Raw genomic sequence first — 16,510 nt, forward strand, 5'->3', positions numbered from 1 at the left:
GGCGCGGGTTGGCGGCACATTCTCGTGATTCGACGTGGCGCGCGCGGCACCGCGAGGCGGCGCGCGACGGCGCATCGTCGCCCAATTGTGGTGCGGCGCAGCACTACGCGCGTGCGGCGGCGGCGGTCACGAACGGGACGGAGCACGCCGACGCCCGGCTGGCCCGAAACAGGCGTGGTGCCGACCGCCATGACGAGAGCGGCGAACCCGGGCGCGCCGGCCCGAACCACGCGGCGCGCGCCGCCGCGTCGGCCCGGGTCCGGACAGGAGCACCGTGAAGCAAAGCTGGCGCGCTTATTGCGTGATACGCGATGCGTCGACAACGAAGTCGGCGCAGGCAATCCGATGCAGCAGCAAGACCCGACGATTGATTCGGGCCGCGCCAGACGCGGCCCGCCCGGACAACGGCGTCCCGAACGCCCGGCCTCGCGGCCGGCGCGCGACGCCTTGCGGTTCCGGCGGCGCGCGCCGCGTCGTGCGCCACACTGGAACTGAACGAGAATGACGACCCCCACCGACCCGACCGGCAAGGTCACCCTGCTCGGCGCCGGCCCGGGCGCCGCCGACCTGCTGACGCTGCGCGCCGCGAAGGTGCTGGCCAGCGCGGACGTCGTGCTGCTCGACGACCTCGTCGATCCGGCGATCGCCGCGCTCGCGCCGCAGGCGCGCATCGTGCGCGTCGGCAAGCGCGGCGGCTGCCGCTCCACCCCGCAGGCGTTCATCGAGAAGCTGATGTGCCGCCATGCCGCGCGCGGCCAGCACGTGGTGCGCGTCAAGGGCGGCGACGCGCTGCTGTTCGGCCGCGCCGGCGAGGAACTGGCCGCGCTGCACGCGGCCGGCGTGCCGGTGACGATCGTCAGCGGGATCTCGTCCGGCTTCGCGGCCGCGGCCGAGCTGGGCGTCTCGCTCACGCACCGCCGCCACTGCCAGGGCGTCACGTTCGTCACCGCGCACCAGCAGGATCATGGCGAGCCCGACTGGGCCGCGCTCGGCGCGGCCGGCACGACGCTCGTCGTCTACATGGGCATGAGCCGCATCGAGCGCGTGGCCGCCGGCCTGCTCGCGGCGCTCGACGCGGCCACGCCGGCCGCCGTGGTGCAATGGGCCGGCACGCCGCGCGCGCGGCGCTGGACCGGCACGCTCGCCGCGCTGGCCCGCGAGCCCGCCGCGGCCGGTCTCGGCAGCCCGGCCGTGATCCTGGTCGGCCCGGCGATCGGCGAGGCGCTCGCGATGCTGCCGCCCGTGCCCCTCGGAGCCGCCGCGACCCCGGCCGACGCCGACGCTGGCTGCACGCCGGCAGCCGTCGCCATGCCGGATCGGGAGCGCCTGTCCAATGTCGCGTAAGCGTCACGCCGCCCTCGCCTCGTCCGCGTCCGCCATCGCCCGGGCGCGTGCCGGCCGCCGCGTCGCGGCATGCACCGCCTGCCCGCCGTGCGCCCGGCCCGCCGCGCGCGCCTCGTCATCGCCTTCCGCCCCGCTCGCCTCATGGGACTGACCGAACCCGCCCGCCCGCTGCGCGTGCTGCTCGTCACCGATACCGACAAGCCGATCGGCGAGCTGCGCGACACGCTCGCGCGGCTGCGCTACGAAATGCTCGACGAAGTGGCCACGCCGGCGCGCCTGCCGGCCGTGGTCGAGAAGGAGCGCCCCGACGTGGTGATCATCGATACCGAATCGCCGTCGCGCGACACGCTCGAACAGCTCGCGGTGATGCATGCGCGCGCACCGCGCCCGGTGCTGATGTTCAGCCCCGACGCGGACCAGCAGCTGATCCGCGCCGCGGTGGGCGCCGGCGTCAGTGCCTATCTCGTCGAGGGTCTTTCCGCCGAGCGGCTCGCGCCGATCCTGGAGGTCGCGCTGGCGCGCTTCTCGCACGACGAGGCGCTGCGCCAGCGGCTCGCCGAGGTGGAGAGCGAGCTGGCCGACCGCAAGCTGATCGACCGCGCGAAACGGCTGCTGATGGATGCGCGCCGGCTGTCCGAGCAGGATGCCTACGCGGCGCTGCGGCGCCGCGCGATGAACCAGGGCATCCGGATCGTCGAAGCCGCGCGGCAGATCCTTACCGCGTCCCGAATTCCCGATGGTGAAGCATGAACAATCCGACCTTCCCGCCGCCCGAACGCCGCGAACTGCGGCTCGGCTTCGTCGCGCTCAGCGACGCCGCGCCGCTCGTCGTCGCGCAGCGCCTGCAGCTGGGTGAGCGGCACGGCCTCGCGCTCACGCTCGAGCGGCAGCCGTCGTGGGCCAGCATCCGCGACAAGCTGCTGACCGGCGAGATCGACGCCGCGCATGCGCTGTACGGGCTCGTCTACGGCGTGCAGCTCGGCATCGGCGGCCCGCGCGCCGATCTCGCCGTGCTGTCGGTGCTGAACCGCAACGGCCAGGCGATCACGTTCTCGAACCGGCTCGCCGACGCGTGGCAGGCCGGCGGCGATCTGCGCGCCGCGCTCGCCACGCTCGGGCGCAAGCCGGTGTTCGCGCAGACCTTCCCGACCGGCACCCACGCCATGTGGCTCTACGCGTGGCTGGCCGCGCACGGCGTCGATCCGCTGCGCGAGGTGCGCAGCATCGTGATCCCGCCGCCGGGCATGGCCGACGCGCTGGCCTGCGGCGAGCTGGACGGCTTCTGCGTCGGCGAGCCGTGGAACGCGGTGGCCGAGGCGCAGGGCGCGGGGCGCACCGTCGCCGCCACCAGCGAGGTCTGGCACGACCACCCGGAAAAGGCGCTGGCCTGCCGGCGCGAGTTCGCGGCGCTCTATCCGAACACGGCGCGCGCGCTGATCCGCACGCTGCTCGACGCCTGCGCGTGGCTCGACCGGCCCGCCAACCGCGCGCGCGCGGCCGGCTGGCTCGCCGCGCCCGAGGCGCTCGACGTGCCGGTCGAGCGGATCCTGCCGCGGCTCGCGGGCGACTACGGCAGCGGGCCGTTCGCGCGGCCGCCGGCACCCGTGCGCTTCCACGACGGCGGCGAGGTGAACCGGCCGCGCGCCGCCGACGGCCGCTGGTTCATCGACCAGTACCGGCGCTGGGGCATGCTGACGGGCGAGCACGACGACGCGGCGATCGCGGCGGCCGTCACGCAGGGCGCGCTGTATGACGAGGCGGTGGCCGGTTACGAGGCGGCTGGCGGCGTGGCTTGAGGTTGGGGCCACGCCGCCGCGGCGCCACCCCGCGATCGCGCCCGCCGCCCTCGTATAAGCTACGCCGATGGATATCCGTCAGCTCAAGTACTTCGTCGCGATCGTCGATTGCGGCAGCCTGTCGAAGGCCGCCGAGCGGCTGTGCGTGGCCCAGCCCTCGCTGAGCCAGCAGGTGGCGGGCCTCGAAACCGAACTGAGGGCGCGATTGCTGCTGCGCAGCCACCAGGGCGTCAAGCCCACCGAGGCCGGCCGCGCGCTCTACCTGCGTGCCCGCGACGTGCTGCGCCAGGTCGCGCAGATCCCGCTCGCCGTGCAGGTGGGCGGTGCCGAGGCCGGCGAGGTGGCGATCGGCCTGCCCACCAGCGTCGCCGTGGTGTTCGCGATGCCGCTCTATCGCCACGTCCGGCGGCACTTTCCCGGCATCCGCCTGCATATCGTCGAGGGCATGAGCGGCCATCTCGCCGAGCTGATGGCCAACGGCCGCCTCGACATGGCGATCCTGTTCCGCGAGGCCGAGACGCGCGGCGTCTCGGTGCGGCCGCTGTTCGAGGAGAACCTGTACGCGTTCGGCGAGATCGCCGGGATCCGCGCCGGCGAGCCCGTGCCGCTGCGCCGCCTGGCCGGCATCCCGCTGGTGCTGCCGAGCAACGCCAACGGCCTGCGCACGCTGATCGAACGCGCCTTCGCGCGCGAAGGCGTCGAGCCCGACGTGGTGGCCGACGTCGATTCGCTGCCCACCATGCTGGCCATCGCGCGCGAGCGCGACGCCGTCACGATCGTCTCGTCCGACGCGTTCGCGGACCCGGCCGACCAGCCGCTCGTGCATCGCATCGTCGAGCCCGGCATCTCGCGCGCCGTGGCGCTCTGCGTGCCGACCGCGCTGCCCGCCAGCGCGGCCTCGCTGGCGATCCAGGCGCTGGTCGCGCGGCTGGTGGGCGAGCTGGTCGACAGCGGCGTCTGGACCGGCGTGCTCGATCCGGAGAGCGGCCCGGAGAGCGACCCGAAAAGCGGCCTGGCGGGCCGCTGATCATAGGCGTGGCCTATACCCGGTAGCCTCAATCGGTATTTCCCGGGCGCCGGGGCCGGCGGTTAGATTGTCTCCATCGACACGATAAAAATGCCCGTGAGGCATGCGAAGGAGACACATGTATACCCAGGTTTTCGACCCGGTCGCGCATTCGATCGCGGCCTCGGCCGCGTTCGCGGCGCTCCCCCTGCTGACCCTGTTCGTGCTGCTCGGCGTGCTGCGCCTGGCGGCGCGCCGGGCCGCGCTCGCCGCGCTGGCGGTGGCGCTGGCGGTGGCCGTGCTGGTCTACGGCATGCCCGCCGGCCAGGCGCTAGCCGGCGCGCTCGAAGGCGCGGCGATCGGCTTCTTCCCGATCATCTGGATCGGCATCAACGCGATCTGGCTGTTCAAGCTCACCCAGGAAAGCGGCCACGCCAACGTGCTGCGCCGCGCGCTGGCCGGCGTCAGCACCGACCAGCGCGTGCAGGCGATCCTGATCGCGTTCTGCTTCGGCGCGCTGCTCGAGGCGCTGGCGGGCGGCGGCGCGCCGGTGGCGATCTGCGCCGTGCTGCTGATCTCGCTCGGCGTCGATCCGCTCAAGTCCGCCGCCATCTGCCTGCTGGCCGACACCAGCCCGGTGGCGTTCGGCGCGCTCGGCCTGCCGATCACGGTGCTGGCGAAGATCACGCGGCTGCCGGTCCACGAGATCAGCGTGATGGTGGGCCGCCAGGCGCCGCTGCTCTCGCTGCTGATCCCGCTGATGCTGGTGTTCATTCACGACGGCCGGCGCGGCGTGCGCGAGATGTGGCCGCTCGCGGCCGTGGCGGGCGCGTCGTTCGCGTTCGCGCAGTGCGCCGGCTCGATGCTGCTGCCGGTCGAGCTGGTGGACATCGTCGCCGCGCTCGGCTGCGCCGGCGCCTCGATCCTGTTCCTGCGCGTGTGGTCGCCGGCGTTCCCGCGCGCCGACCTGAGCGCGCCCGACGCCGCTGAAGCCACCGCGGCGCGCCGCGCCCGGGCCGGCGCGCCCGGTGCCCACGCCGCTCCGGCCCACGCCAGCGCGGCCCCGCACGGCGCCGCGCTGGCCATGCCGATGACGGGCGGCGGGTTCACACGCCACGCCGATGCCGACGCCGGCCGCGCCAGCCGGGTCGAAGCCATGCCCTCGGCATCCGGCGCGCCGCGCGATCCGGCCGCCGAGGTGCTGCGCGCGCTGGCGCCCTATGCCGTGGTGATCCTGGTGGTCGCGGCCACCCAGGTCGGCGTCGTGGCGCACGCGATGGGCCTCGTCACCTCGTCGTTCGCGTGGCCCGGCCTGCACGTGGTCGATCCGGCCGGCGCGCCGGTCGCGGCCGTCAACGCGCGGTTCGAATGGCTGCTGTCCGCCGGCTCGATCGTGCTGATCGCGGGCGCGCTGTCGGTGCCGCTGCTGCGGCTCGACGCGCGCGTGGCCGCGCGCAGCTACCTGCGCAACCTGCACGAACTGCGCTGGGCCGTGTTCACCGTCTGCTGCGTGGTGGGCGTGGCCTACGTCATGAACCTCTCGGGCCAGATCGTCACGCTCGGCATCTGGGCGGCCAGGGCCGGCCCCGCGTTCGCGCCGGTCTCGCCGGTCCTCGGCTGGTTCGCCACCGCGCTGACCGGCTCGGACACCTCGGCCAACGCGCTGTTCGGCATGCTGCAGCTGACCACCGCGCACCACACCGGCCTGCCGGCCATCCTGCTGGCCGCCGCCAACACCGCCGGCGGCGTGGTGGGCAAGGCGATCTCGCCGCAGAACCTCGCGGTGGGCGCCGTGGCGGTCGGCATGATCGGCCGCGAGGGGCAGCTGTTCCGCCGCGTGGCCGGCTGGACGCTCTTGATGATCGCCGCGCTGAGCCTGCTGGTCTGGGCGCAGTCCACGCCGCTGCTCGGCTGGATGCTGCCCTGAGCGGCCCGCTCGCGCCCCCGTTGACTTTCAGGCAAGGACCTACCGCTTCATGAACCTGCACGACACGCCGCTTCCGCTGGCCGACATCACCGTGGTCTCGATCGAACAGGCGATCGCCGCGCCGCTCGCGAGCCGCCATCTCGCCGACTGGGGCGCGCGCGTGATCAAGATCGAGCGGCCCGGCGCCGGCGATTTCGCGCGCGGCTACGACACCGCGATGGACGGGCTGTCGAGCCAGTTCGTCTGGACCAACCGCTCGAAGGAAAGCCTCGCGCTCGACATCAAGGACGAGGCGGGCCACGCCACGCTCGAGGCGCTGCTCGAACACGCCGACGTGTTCATCCAGAACCTCGCGCCAGGCGCGGCGCAGCGCCAGGGGCTCGACGCGACATCGCTGGTGGCGCGGTTCCCGCGCCTCGTGGCCTGCGACATCTCCGGCTACGGCAGCGGCGGCCCCTACAGCGACAAGAAGGCCTACGACCTGCTGGTGCAGTGCGAGAGCGGCTTCCTGTCGATCAACGGCACGCCCGAGACGCCCGCCAAATGCGGCCTCGCGATCGCCGACATCGCCACCGGCATGTATGCGCTGAACGGCATCCTGATGGGTCTGCACCAGCGCGCGCGCACCGGGCGCGGCATGGCCTTCGAGGTCTCGCTGTTCGACGCGATGACCGAATGGATGAGCTATCCCGCCTACTACACGCGCGGGCGCGGCGTGCCGGTGCCGCGCAGCGGCGCGCGCCACGCGACCATCGCGCCCTACGGGCCGTTCGCCGCCGGCGACGGCCAGACGGTGTTCTTCGGTATCCAGAACGAGCGCGAATGGCGCGGCTTCTGCGCGGTGGTGCTCGACGACGCCGGCCTCGCCGACGATCCGCGCTATGCCACCAACTCGCTGCGCCTCGAGCATCGCGACGCGCTGGAGCGCACCATCACCGAACGCTTCGCGGCCTGGAGCAGCGACGAGGTGCTGGCGCGGCTCGACCGCGCGGCCATCGCGAACGGCAAGATGAACGACGTGAACGCGCTGCTCGCGCATCCGCAGATCGTCGAGCGCCACCGCTATCGCAGCGTGCAGACCGAGCGCGGGCCGCAGGACATGTTCCTGCCCGCCGTCAGCATCGCCGGCCTGGCGCCCGTGATGGGGCCGGTGCCGGCCGTGGGCCAGCACACCGAGGCGATTCTCGCGGAGCTAGCCGGCCGGCGCGCCCAGGCCGGAACCGGCGCTGGGGCCGGGGTTCAGGCCGAAACTCAAGGCGAAACCGAACGTGAAGTCGACCAACCAAGGAGCGAGGCATGACCAGGACACGCGCCACCCGCACCGTGCTCGCGGTGCCGGGACACCGGATGAAGATGCTGCAATCGGCGGCGGCCAGCGCGGCCGACGCCGTGTTCATCGATCTCGAGGACGCCGTGCCGCCCGAGAGCAAGCGCGACGCGCTGGCCTGCGCGGTGCAGGCGATCGACACGCTCGACTGGGGCGACAAGCGGCTGCTGGTGCGCGTCAACGCCGGCGTGGACGGCGTGGCCGCCGAGGAAGTGGCGACGCTGGCGCGCGAGGCGGCCCGGCTCGACGCGCTGCTGGTGCCGAAAGTGGAATCCGTCGCCACCCTGCACGAGGTGGAACGGCTGCTGCGCGAGCAGCGCGGCGCGCGGGCGCCGCTGGCCGTCGAGGCGCTGATCGAGACGGCGCGCGGCATCGTCGGCGTGGACGCGATCGCCGCGGCCGGCGGCGCGCTGGCGGCGCTGCACTTCGGCGTCGGCGATTTCTCGGCCTCGATCGGCGCGCGCAACGTCGAGATCGGCGGCACGCATCCGGGCTACGCGCTGACGCTGAAGACCGAAGCCGGCAGCTACACCACCACCGCACTCGATCTGTGGACCTACCCGATGATGCGCCTGCTGGTGGCCGCGCGCGCGTTCGGCCTGCGCGCGATCGACGGGCCGTGCGGCGCGTTCCGCGATCCCGTGCTGACGCGCGCGTGGGCCTTGAAGGCCGCCGCGATGGGCTACGACGGCAAGCAGGTGATCCATCCCGAGCAGATCGAGCCGACCCGCCAGGCATTCTCGCCGACGCCGGCCGAACTCGAGGACGCGCGACGCACCATCGCCGCGCTCGAGGCGGCGCAGGCGGCCGGGCTCGCGGCCGTGTCGCTGGACGGCAAGCTCGTCGATTTCGCCAACGTGCGGATGGCCGAGCGGATTCTGGCGATGGCAGACGCGGGGAACGTGAAGTCCCGAGCCGGCGCGTCGTGACGTCCGCCGCAGCGGCATTCAAACCGCTGCGGCCGTCGATCGACAAACCAGGCTTCGGCGGGCCGTCCTCGTGACGGATTGTCGACGGATAGCCGACTCCGCCGTCGCGGCATGACGAAAACCTCGACCGATCGGACGGATCGGGCGAGGTCTTCATGGGCGATGCCGCGCGGGCGCCTACAAACCCGCGAGGATGTCGTTCAGCTCGGCGGCCAGCGACGCGTCGCCGGCGGCCGGCACGCGCAGCGCATCGACCGCCTCCGCCAGCGCTTCGAGCGAAGGATTGCGCATCAGCTCGACCAGCGCCACATCCACGCCGAGGCTCGTGCGAATCGACGTCTGCGCCTGCATCGCCGCGAGCGAATGGCCGCCGAGCTCGAAGAAACGATCGGTGCGCCGCACCGGCTCGACACCGAGCACGCGCGACCAGATGCCGGCCAGCGCGATCTCGGTGTCGCCGCGCGGCAGCGCGCCCGCCTCGCCGGCAGCCTCGTCGCTCGCCTGCACCACCGGCTCCGGCAGCGCGGCGCGGTCGATCTTGCCGTTCGGGTTCAGCGGCAGCGCGTCGAGCACCACCACGGCGGCCGGCACCATGTAGTCGGGCAGCCGCGCGGCCAGCGCCGCGCGCAGCGCCGCGCCCTCCACCGCCACGCCCGCGGCCCGCGCCACGTAGGCCAGCACGCGCAGCCCGCTCGGGCCGTCGCGCGTGATCACGGCCGCCTCGCGCACGCGCGCGTCCTCCAGCAGCACCGCCTCGATCTCGCCGAGTTCGATCCGGAAGCCGCGGATCTTCACCTGGTGATCGGCGCGGCCGAGATAGGCCAGCGTGCCGTCCTCGTGCCAGCGGACGATGTCGCCGGTGCGGTAGAGCCGCGCGCCGGGCAGCGCCGCGAACGGATCGGCCACGAAGCGCTCGGCCGTCAGCTCCGGGCGATCGTGGTAGCCGCGCGCGAGCAGCGGCCCGCCGATGCACAGCTCGCCGGCCGCGCCGAGCGGCGCGAGGTTGCCCTGCGCATCGAGCACCACCAGCGTGCGGCCCGGCAGCGGGCCGCCGAGCGGAATCTGCGCCGGCACGTCCGCGCCCGAGGCGGCCAGCGCGCCGCAGTCGAACAGCGTGGCGGTGACGGTCGCCTCGCTCGGCCCGTAGGTGTTGGCGAGCGCCACGCCGGCCAGCCCCGCCGCGCGCCAGGCGCGCACGCCATCGGCCGGCATCGCCTCGCCGCCCGCATGGACGCGGCGCAGCGTGGCCAGCGCGGCGCGCGTCTCGGGCCGCGCCGCGAAATCCTGGGCCAGCGCGTTCCAGTAAGCCGTGGTCAGGTCGGCCACGGTGATCCGCTCGCGCGCCACTTCGTCCGCGAAGCGCGCCGTGCTCCACAGCTCCGGCCCGCGCACGATCAGCGTGGCGCCGGCGGCGAGCGTCGGGAAGACCTGCTCGACGAAACCATCGAAGTTGAAGGTCGAGAACTGCAGCACGCGGTCGGTCTCGCCGATCCCGAACATCGCGATCGACACCTCGGTGTGTCGCGCCAGCGCGTCGTGCGTGATGCCGACACCCTTCGGCCGCCCGGTGGAGCCCGAGGTGTAGATCAGGTAGGCGAGATGGCCGGCTTCCACCGCGTCGGGCGGCACGGTGCTGGCATAACCGCTGTCTTCGGCGGCAAGGTCGGTTAGGTCGAGCGTGGCCACCGGCACCCGTTCGCGATCGGTGGCACCGGCGCCTTCGGTCAGCGCGAGCACGATGCCGCTGTCCTCGATCATCATCGTCAGGCGCTCGGCCGGATACGACGGATCGAGCGGCACGTAGGCGCCGCCCGCCTTCAGCACGCCGAGGATCGCGACGATCATGCCGAGCGAGCGCTCGATCGCGATGCCGACGCGCACGTCGGGGCCGACGCCGGCCGCGCGCAGCGCGTGCGCGACGCGGTTCGCGCGCGCCTCGAGCGTGCCGTAGTCGAGTGAGTCGCCGCCGTGGACGAGCGCCACTGCCTCGGGCCGGCGCGCGGCCTGCGCGGCGATCCGGCGATGCACGGGCGGCAGCGCGCCGGTCTCGGCGCCGCGCCCCCATTGCGCGAGTCGCGCGCGCTCGGCGGCCGGCAGCGGATCGAGCGCGCCGAGCCGGGCCTCCGGATCGGCCGCGAACGCGTCGAGCAGCGCGCCCAGCTGCGCGGCCAGCCGCTCCACCTGCGCCGGCGCGAACCGGTCGCTCGCGTAGGCGAACTCGATGTCGAGCACGTCGGCCTGGCCGGCGGTGGCCGCGCGTGACGGGCGGCCGTGCGTGACCGACAGCGTCAGCGGATAGCTGGTGCGATCCTCGTTGCGCAGCCCCGAGAAGCGCAGCCCGTGCGGCGACGCCTCGTCGAGGATCGCGTCGACCGGATAGTTCTCGAACACCACCAGCGTGTCGAACAGCGGCTGGCCGCCGTCGATGCCGGCGCTGCGCTGGATCTCCACGAGCGGCAGGTGTTCATGCTCGCGCGCGGCCACGCCGTCGCGCTGCACGGTCGCGAGCCAGTCGCTCACGCGCATCGAGGGCAGCGGCGCGCCGATCACCGGAATCGTGTTGATGAAGAGGCCGAGCATCTGTTCGGCACCCGGCAGCGCGTCGGGGCGGCCGGCGACGGTCGCGCCGCAGCTCACGCTGCGCTGGCCCGTGTAGCGTTGCAGCAGCAGCAGCCAGGCGGCCTGCACCAGCGTGTTCAGCGTGGCGCGCCGCGCCTTCGCGAACGCGGCAAGTCTTGCGCTGCGCGCGGCATCGCACACCAGCCGCACGATGCCGTGGCGGGCCAGCTGCGCGGCGCCGGCGGCCGGCGCCGGCAGTGATCGGGCCAGCAGCGTGGGACCGTCGAGGCGCGCGGTCTGATCGCGCCACCAGGCGTCGCTGGCCTCGCGCGGCTGCGCGGCGAGCCAGCCGATGAAGCGGCGATAGCGCGGCGGGGTGCCGGCCGGCGGCGTACCGCCGTAGGTCGCCAGCACCTCGGCCAGCAGCCGCGCGGCGCTCCAGCCGTCGAGCAGCGCGTGATGGAAGGTCCAGACGACGTGATGGCGCGCCGGCCCGGTGCGCAGCAGCGCCACGCGCCAGAGCGGCGGGCGCGCCAGATCGAAGCCGCGCGCGAGATTGTCGGCCGCGAAACGGTCGAGGCGCGCGTCGAGGCTGTCCGTGGCGCCGTCGCGCCAGTCGGCCAGCAGGAACGGCGTGCCGACGGCGCGCGTCACCCACTGGCGCGGCATGTCGTCGAACGACAGGAAGCCGGTGCGCAGGATCTCGTGGCGCGTCGCGACGGCCGCCCAGGCGGCTTCGAAACGCGCCGCGTCGAGCCCGTCCACGTCCACGCGCAACTGGTTGACGTAGGCGCCCTGCTGCTCGCCGAGCAAACTGTGGAAGACGATGCCGGCCTGCATCGGCGCGAGCGGATAGAGATCGACGAGATCGGCCGGCGCCACCGGCAGCGCGTCGAGGCGGGCCTGATCGATCGCCGCGAGCGGCACGTCGGACGGCGTGAGGCCGGCCGCGCCGCTCGCGCAGTGGTCGAGCAGCGCGGCCAGTTCGACGCGCAGGCCGGCGGCCAGCGCGTCGAGCGTGGCCGCGTCGTAGCGGTCGCCGCCCGGATGGCGGAACGTCACGAGCAGCTCGCCGTCGCGGATCTGCGCGACGATGTCGAGCGCATGCGTCGGCGCATTGATCGCGGCCACGGGCCGGCCGCCCGGTTCGGCGGCGAGCCGCCAGGTGCCGGTGCGCGGCGGGGTCGTTCCTTCGTCGTCGTTTGCGCCGTTCGCGCCGAGCGAACCGTCGAGCTGGCCGAGATAGTTGAACAGCACGTCCGCGTCGCCGATCGACGCGAGCGCCGTGCGCTGCGACGCGTCGCCGGCGTGGCGCAGCATGCCGAAGCTCGTGCCGCCGTGCGGCGCCTCGCGGCGCGCCTGCTTCACGCGCTTGATCGCGGCGCCGAGTTCGCCGGTGGGCGCGAGCGCCATCGGATGGAGGCTCGTGAACCAGCCGACCGTGCGGCTCAGGTCCGCGTCGCCGACGGGTGCGTCGCGGCCGTGGCCCTCGACGTCGATGCGCAGCGTCTCTCGGCCCGCGAACCGGCACAGCACGCGGCCCGTGGCCACCAGCAGCAGGTCCGCGATCGTGGTGCGGTACGCGGCGCAGGCCGGCTGCAGCAGGCGGCGGGTGGTCTCGGCATCGAGACCGACCGACGCCGAGCCGGCTTGCGGCCGTGCGCCCGCGCTGCCGCCTGCGATGCCAGGCGGCAGCGTGCCGTCGATATCGGCGAGCGCACGCCAGTGGTCGAAGCTTGCGCTGATCTCGGGGCGCCGTGCCGCCTCGTGCAGACGGCGCGCGAACAGCGGATACGACAGCGTGGGCGCCGGCAGCGCCGGCGCCTCGCCCGCCTCCCGCTGGCGGTAGGCGCGATGCAGATCGTCCAGCAGGATCCGCCACGACACGGTGTCGACGGCCAGATGGTGGATCGCGATCGCGAGACGCCAGCTGCCGTCCGTCACGCCAATCAAAAGCACGCGCAGCAGCGGCCCGGTGCCAATGTCGAGCGCGCCCTGGATCGTGTCGCAGGCCGCGTCGATGCCGGTGGCCGGCACGCCGGTCACGGTCGCGACGAGCGGCGCCTGCTCCTGCGCCCGGTCCGACGCGGCGAGGAACTGGTGCCAGCCGGTGGCTGCGCCGTGCGCGAAGCGCAGCCGCAGCGACGGATGCGCGGCCACTACGGCCTGCAGTGCCTGCTCCAGATGCACGGCGTCGGGCCTTGCATCGAGATGCAGCAGGACCGACTGGTTCCAGTGGTTGCGGTTCGCGAGCGGCTTCGACAGGAACCACGCCTGCACCGGCACGAGCGGCACCTCGGCGTCTTCGGCGAGCGCGGCGGCCTCCTCGGCCGCGATGTCGGCGGCGCCGGCATCGACGCGCCCGATCGGCTCGGCCACCGCCGCGAGTTCGACGATTGTCGACTGCTCGAAGATCTGCCGTGCGTGGAGCCGGTAGCCTGCCTGCCGCGCCCGCGCGACGATCTGCAACGCGAGGATCGAATCGCCACCCAGTTCGAAGAAATCGTCATGGCGGCCCACGCGCGGCACGCGCAGCAGCGTGGCCCAGATCGCGGCGAGGTCGGCTTCGATGCCGGCGTGCGGGGGTTCGTGGTTCGCGCCGTCGTCGGTGGTCGCTTCCGGCGCCGGCAGCGCGCGCCGGTCCACCTTGCCGTTCGGGCTCAGCGGCAGCGCGTCGAGCACCACGATGCGCCACGGCACCATGTAGTCGGGCAGGCGTGCGGACAACGCGGGGCGTAGCACTGCCGGGTCGAGTGCTTCGGATGCCTCGCTCGTTACGTAAGCGATCAGCCTTCCGTCGAGTGCCACCACCACCGCCTCGCGTACCGAGGGCAGCGCCGTCAGCGCCGACTCGATCTCGCCCAGTTCGATCCGCAGTCCGCGAATCTTCACCTGATGATCGACGCGGCCCAGATAGTCGAGCGCGCCATCCGTGCGCCAGCGCGCGAGGTCGCCCGTGCGGTACAGCCGCGCGCCGGGCACGGTCGCGAACGGGTCCGGCACGAAGCGCTCGGCCGTCAGGTCCGGGCGCCCCAGATAACCACGCGCGAGGCCCGCGCCGCCGAGGTACAACTCGCCCGGCACGCCCGGCGGCACCGGGTTCAACCGTGCATCGAGCACCCAGGTCTGCGTGGCCGCGATCGGCCGGCCGATCGGCACCGCGCGGCCCGCTTCATCGATGCAGGTCCATGCGGTCACGTCGATCGCGGCTTCGGTCGGGCCGTAGAGATTGAACAACCCCACGCCCGGCAGCACGTTCGCCACGCGTTCGCGCAGGTCGGCCGGCAGCGCCTCGCCGCTGCACACGATCCGCTTCAGCGTCGTACCACATGAGGTCGCTTCCGCCTCGCTCGCCACGAACGCCTGCAACATCGACGGCACGAAATGGAGCGTCGTCACGCGATGCGCCACGATCGTCTTCGCCAGTTCCGCCGGATCGCGATGCGCGCCCGGCGCCGCGATTGCCAGCCGCGCACCCACCATCAGCGGCCAGAAGAATTCCCAGACCGATACGTCGAAGCTGAACGGCGTCTTTTGCAGCACCGTCTCGCCGCGCCGCAGCCCGTATTCGCGCTGCATCCAGACGAGGCGGTTCGACAGGCTGTCGTGGCGGTTGCCGACGCCCTTCGGACGCCCGGTCGAGCCCGAGGTGAAGATCACGTAGGCGAGATTCGCGCCGTCGAGCTTCACGTCCGGATTGTTGGCCGGAAGCGATGACGCGTCCGACAGGTCGAGCGTGTCGAGATCGACGCGCTCGACGCCGTCTCGGGACGGCAGGTCGATATCGCGCTGCGCGAGCAGCAGGCCGATGCCGCTGTCATCGATCATCGCCGCGATCCGGTCGGCCGGATAGGACGGATCCAGCGGCACGTAGGCCGCGCCCGCCTTCATGATCGCGTAGAGCGCGATCACGAGTTCGATCGAACGCTCGGCCGAAATGCCGACGCGCGACTCCACCCCGACGCCCCGCACGCGCAGCCAATGCGCGAGGCGATTCGCGCGCGCGTTCAGTTCGGCATAGGTCAACGTCGTATCGCCGAATACAAGCGCTTCATCGTCGGGATACGCCGCCGCATGACGCTCGAACGCATGGAACACCGGTTCGATTTCGTCATAGACGGTATCGTTGCGGCTCCACGCGTCGAGCATCGCGCGCTCGGCGTCATCGGTCAGCGCGATATCGGCGATACGCACGTCCGGATCGCCCTGCGCGATCGCGGCAACGCAGCGCTGGTAATGCGCGGCCAGACGCGCGATCGTCGCCTCGGCGAACAGTTCACGTGCATAGCTGAATTCGAGCGTCAGCGTGCCGTCCGCATCCTCGTGCGTGTTGAGCATCAGCTCGAACTGCGCCATCGTGGTCGGCAGGCGATGCGGCTCGATCGTCAGGCCCGGCAGGCCGTCCAGCACGCGCCAGTCGCGCCGCTGATGGTTGAACATCACCTGGAACAGCGGGCTGTGGCTGAGGCTGCGCTCGGGGCGCAGCGCCTCGACCAGCACGTCGAACGGCAGATCCTGATGCGCCTGCGCACCAACCGTCCCCAAACGCAGCCGTTCTAGCAACGTGTCCAGCGTGTCGTCGCCGTCGAAGCTCGCGCGCATCACCTGCGTGTTGACGAAGAAGCCGATCAGCCGCTCGGTCTCGACGCGATGGCGGTTCGCCACCGGCACGCCGACGCGGATGTCGTCCTGCCCCGTGTAGCGATGCAGCAGCGCCTGGAACGCCGCGAGCAGCACCATGAACGGCGTGGCCGAGCGACGCTGCGCGCAGGCCTTCACCGCCTGCGCCAACGAGGCCGGCAAGACCAGCAGATAACGCCCCGCCGCGTATTCGCCGTGGGCGTTGCGCGTGCCGTCCATCGGCAGCGACAGCACCGGATGCGAATCGCCGAGCGTCGTCTTCCAGTAGGCGAGCTGGCGCTCGCGTTCGCCGGCGTCGAGCCAGTCGCGCTGCCACGCCGCGTAATCGGCATACTGGATCGGCAGGTCCGCCAGCGGCGTCGCTTCGCCGAGCACGCGCGCACGATAAAACGCGACCAGTTCCTCCAGCAGCACCTGCACCGACCAGCCGTCCGAGACGATGTGGTGCATCGAGACGGCCAGCAACCGGCGGCCGGCACCCTTCGCCGCTTCGCGATACAGCCCCGCGCGCAACAGCGGCCCGGCGCCGAGATCGAACGGCTCGTCGGCCAGCGCGCGCGCCGCTGCCTCGAGGCCACCATCCGCCACCGTCTCGTCGCGCCAGTCGATCGACGCCTGTGCATCGACATGGGCCGTGACTTCACCGGCCTCGTTTTCGACGAAGCGCGTGCGCAGCGCGTCGTGTCGCGCGACGATCGCCGCGAACGCGTCGCGCAGCGCCGCCGCATCGACCTCGCCCGTCAGCCACAGGCCGCCCGAGATGTGATACGCACGGTTCTCCGGCGACAGTTGCGCCAGCACCCATTGGCGGCGCTGCGCATACGAAACCGTCACCGGCCCCGCCTGCCGCGCGCGCGGCAGGATCGGAAACTGCGCGGGGCTCACGCCGTCCGCTTGCATCTTTGCCCAGAACAGGCGTCGCTTGTCGGGCGTCAGCTCGATGAAGCGCGCGGCAATGCGGGCGGCCGTGGTCTTGTCCAT

Annotated in this window: 8 protein-coding genes; 7 read left to right on the forward strand and 1 reads right to left on the reverse strand. The window is 72.9% G+C overall.

Annotation, left to right across the window (positions count from 1 at the left end; all coding sequences use genetic code 11):
- Window positions 1-501 precede the first annotated feature (501 nt).
- The 7 genes from cobA to bpln_RS26495 all read left to right on the forward strand — a co-directional run bounded on the left by cobA (window position 502) and on the right by bpln_RS26495 (window position 8,329).
- A complete protein-coding gene (cobA, locus tag bpln_RS26465; protein WP_055140480.1) occupies window positions 502-1,344 on the forward strand; it encodes a uroporphyrinogen-III C-methyltransferase in 843 nt (280 codons plus the stop codon).
- Window positions 1,345-1,485: 141 nt separating this feature from the next.
- Window positions 1,486-2,094 (forward strand): ANTAR domain-containing response regulator, encoded by a 609-nt coding sequence (locus tag bpln_RS26470; RefSeq protein ID WP_042629475.1) that lies wholly within the window; start codon window positions 1,486-1,488, stop codon window positions 2,092-2,094.
- Window positions 2,091-3,140 (forward strand): CmpA/NrtA family ABC transporter substrate-binding protein, encoded by a 1,050-nt coding sequence (locus bpln_RS26475; protein ID WP_042628136.1) that lies wholly within the window; start codon window positions 2,091-2,093, stop codon window positions 3,138-3,140. Before bpln_RS26470 ends, bpln_RS26475 begins: the two co-directional genes overlap by 4 nt.
- Before the next feature lie 67 nt (window positions 3,141-3,207).
- Window positions 3,208-4,167, forward strand: coding sequence for a LysR substrate-binding domain-containing protein (locus bpln_RS26480; protein WP_055140481.1), 960 nt, complete (start codon window positions 3,208-3,210; stop codon window positions 4,165-4,167).
- Between the two features lie 118 nt (window positions 4,168-4,285).
- Entirely contained in the window at window positions 4,286-6,073 is a 1,788-nt protein-coding gene (locus tag bpln_RS26485; RefSeq protein WP_055140482.1) for an L-lactate permease, read from the forward strand.
- Window positions 6,074-6,122: 49 nt separating this feature from the next.
- Window positions 6,123-7,373 (forward strand): CaiB/BaiF CoA transferase family protein, encoded by a 1,251-nt coding sequence (locus tag bpln_RS26490; protein ID WP_082465447.1) that lies wholly within the window; start codon window positions 6,123-6,125, stop codon window positions 7,371-7,373.
- The gene (locus tag bpln_RS26495; RefSeq protein WP_042628139.1) at window positions 7,370-8,329 is read left to right on the forward strand and encodes an HpcH/HpaI aldolase/citrate lyase family protein; all 960 of its coding nucleotides are present in this window, start codon (window positions 7,370-7,372) and stop codon (window positions 8,327-8,329) included. Before bpln_RS26490 ends, bpln_RS26495 begins: the two co-directional genes overlap by 4 nt.
- A 177-nt stretch (window positions 8,330-8,506) precedes the next feature.
- Here the strand turns inward: bpln_RS26495 and bpln_RS26500 are convergent, their stop codons facing one another.
- Entirely contained in the window at window positions 8,507-16,510 is an 8,004-nt protein-coding gene (locus bpln_RS26500; protein ID WP_055140483.1) for a non-ribosomal peptide synthetase, read from the reverse strand.

This window comes from Burkholderia plantarii (assembly GCF_001411805.1).
In the GTDB taxonomy this organism is placed as follows: Bacteria; Pseudomonadota; Gammaproteobacteria; order Burkholderiales; family Burkholderiaceae; genus Burkholderia; species Burkholderia plantarii.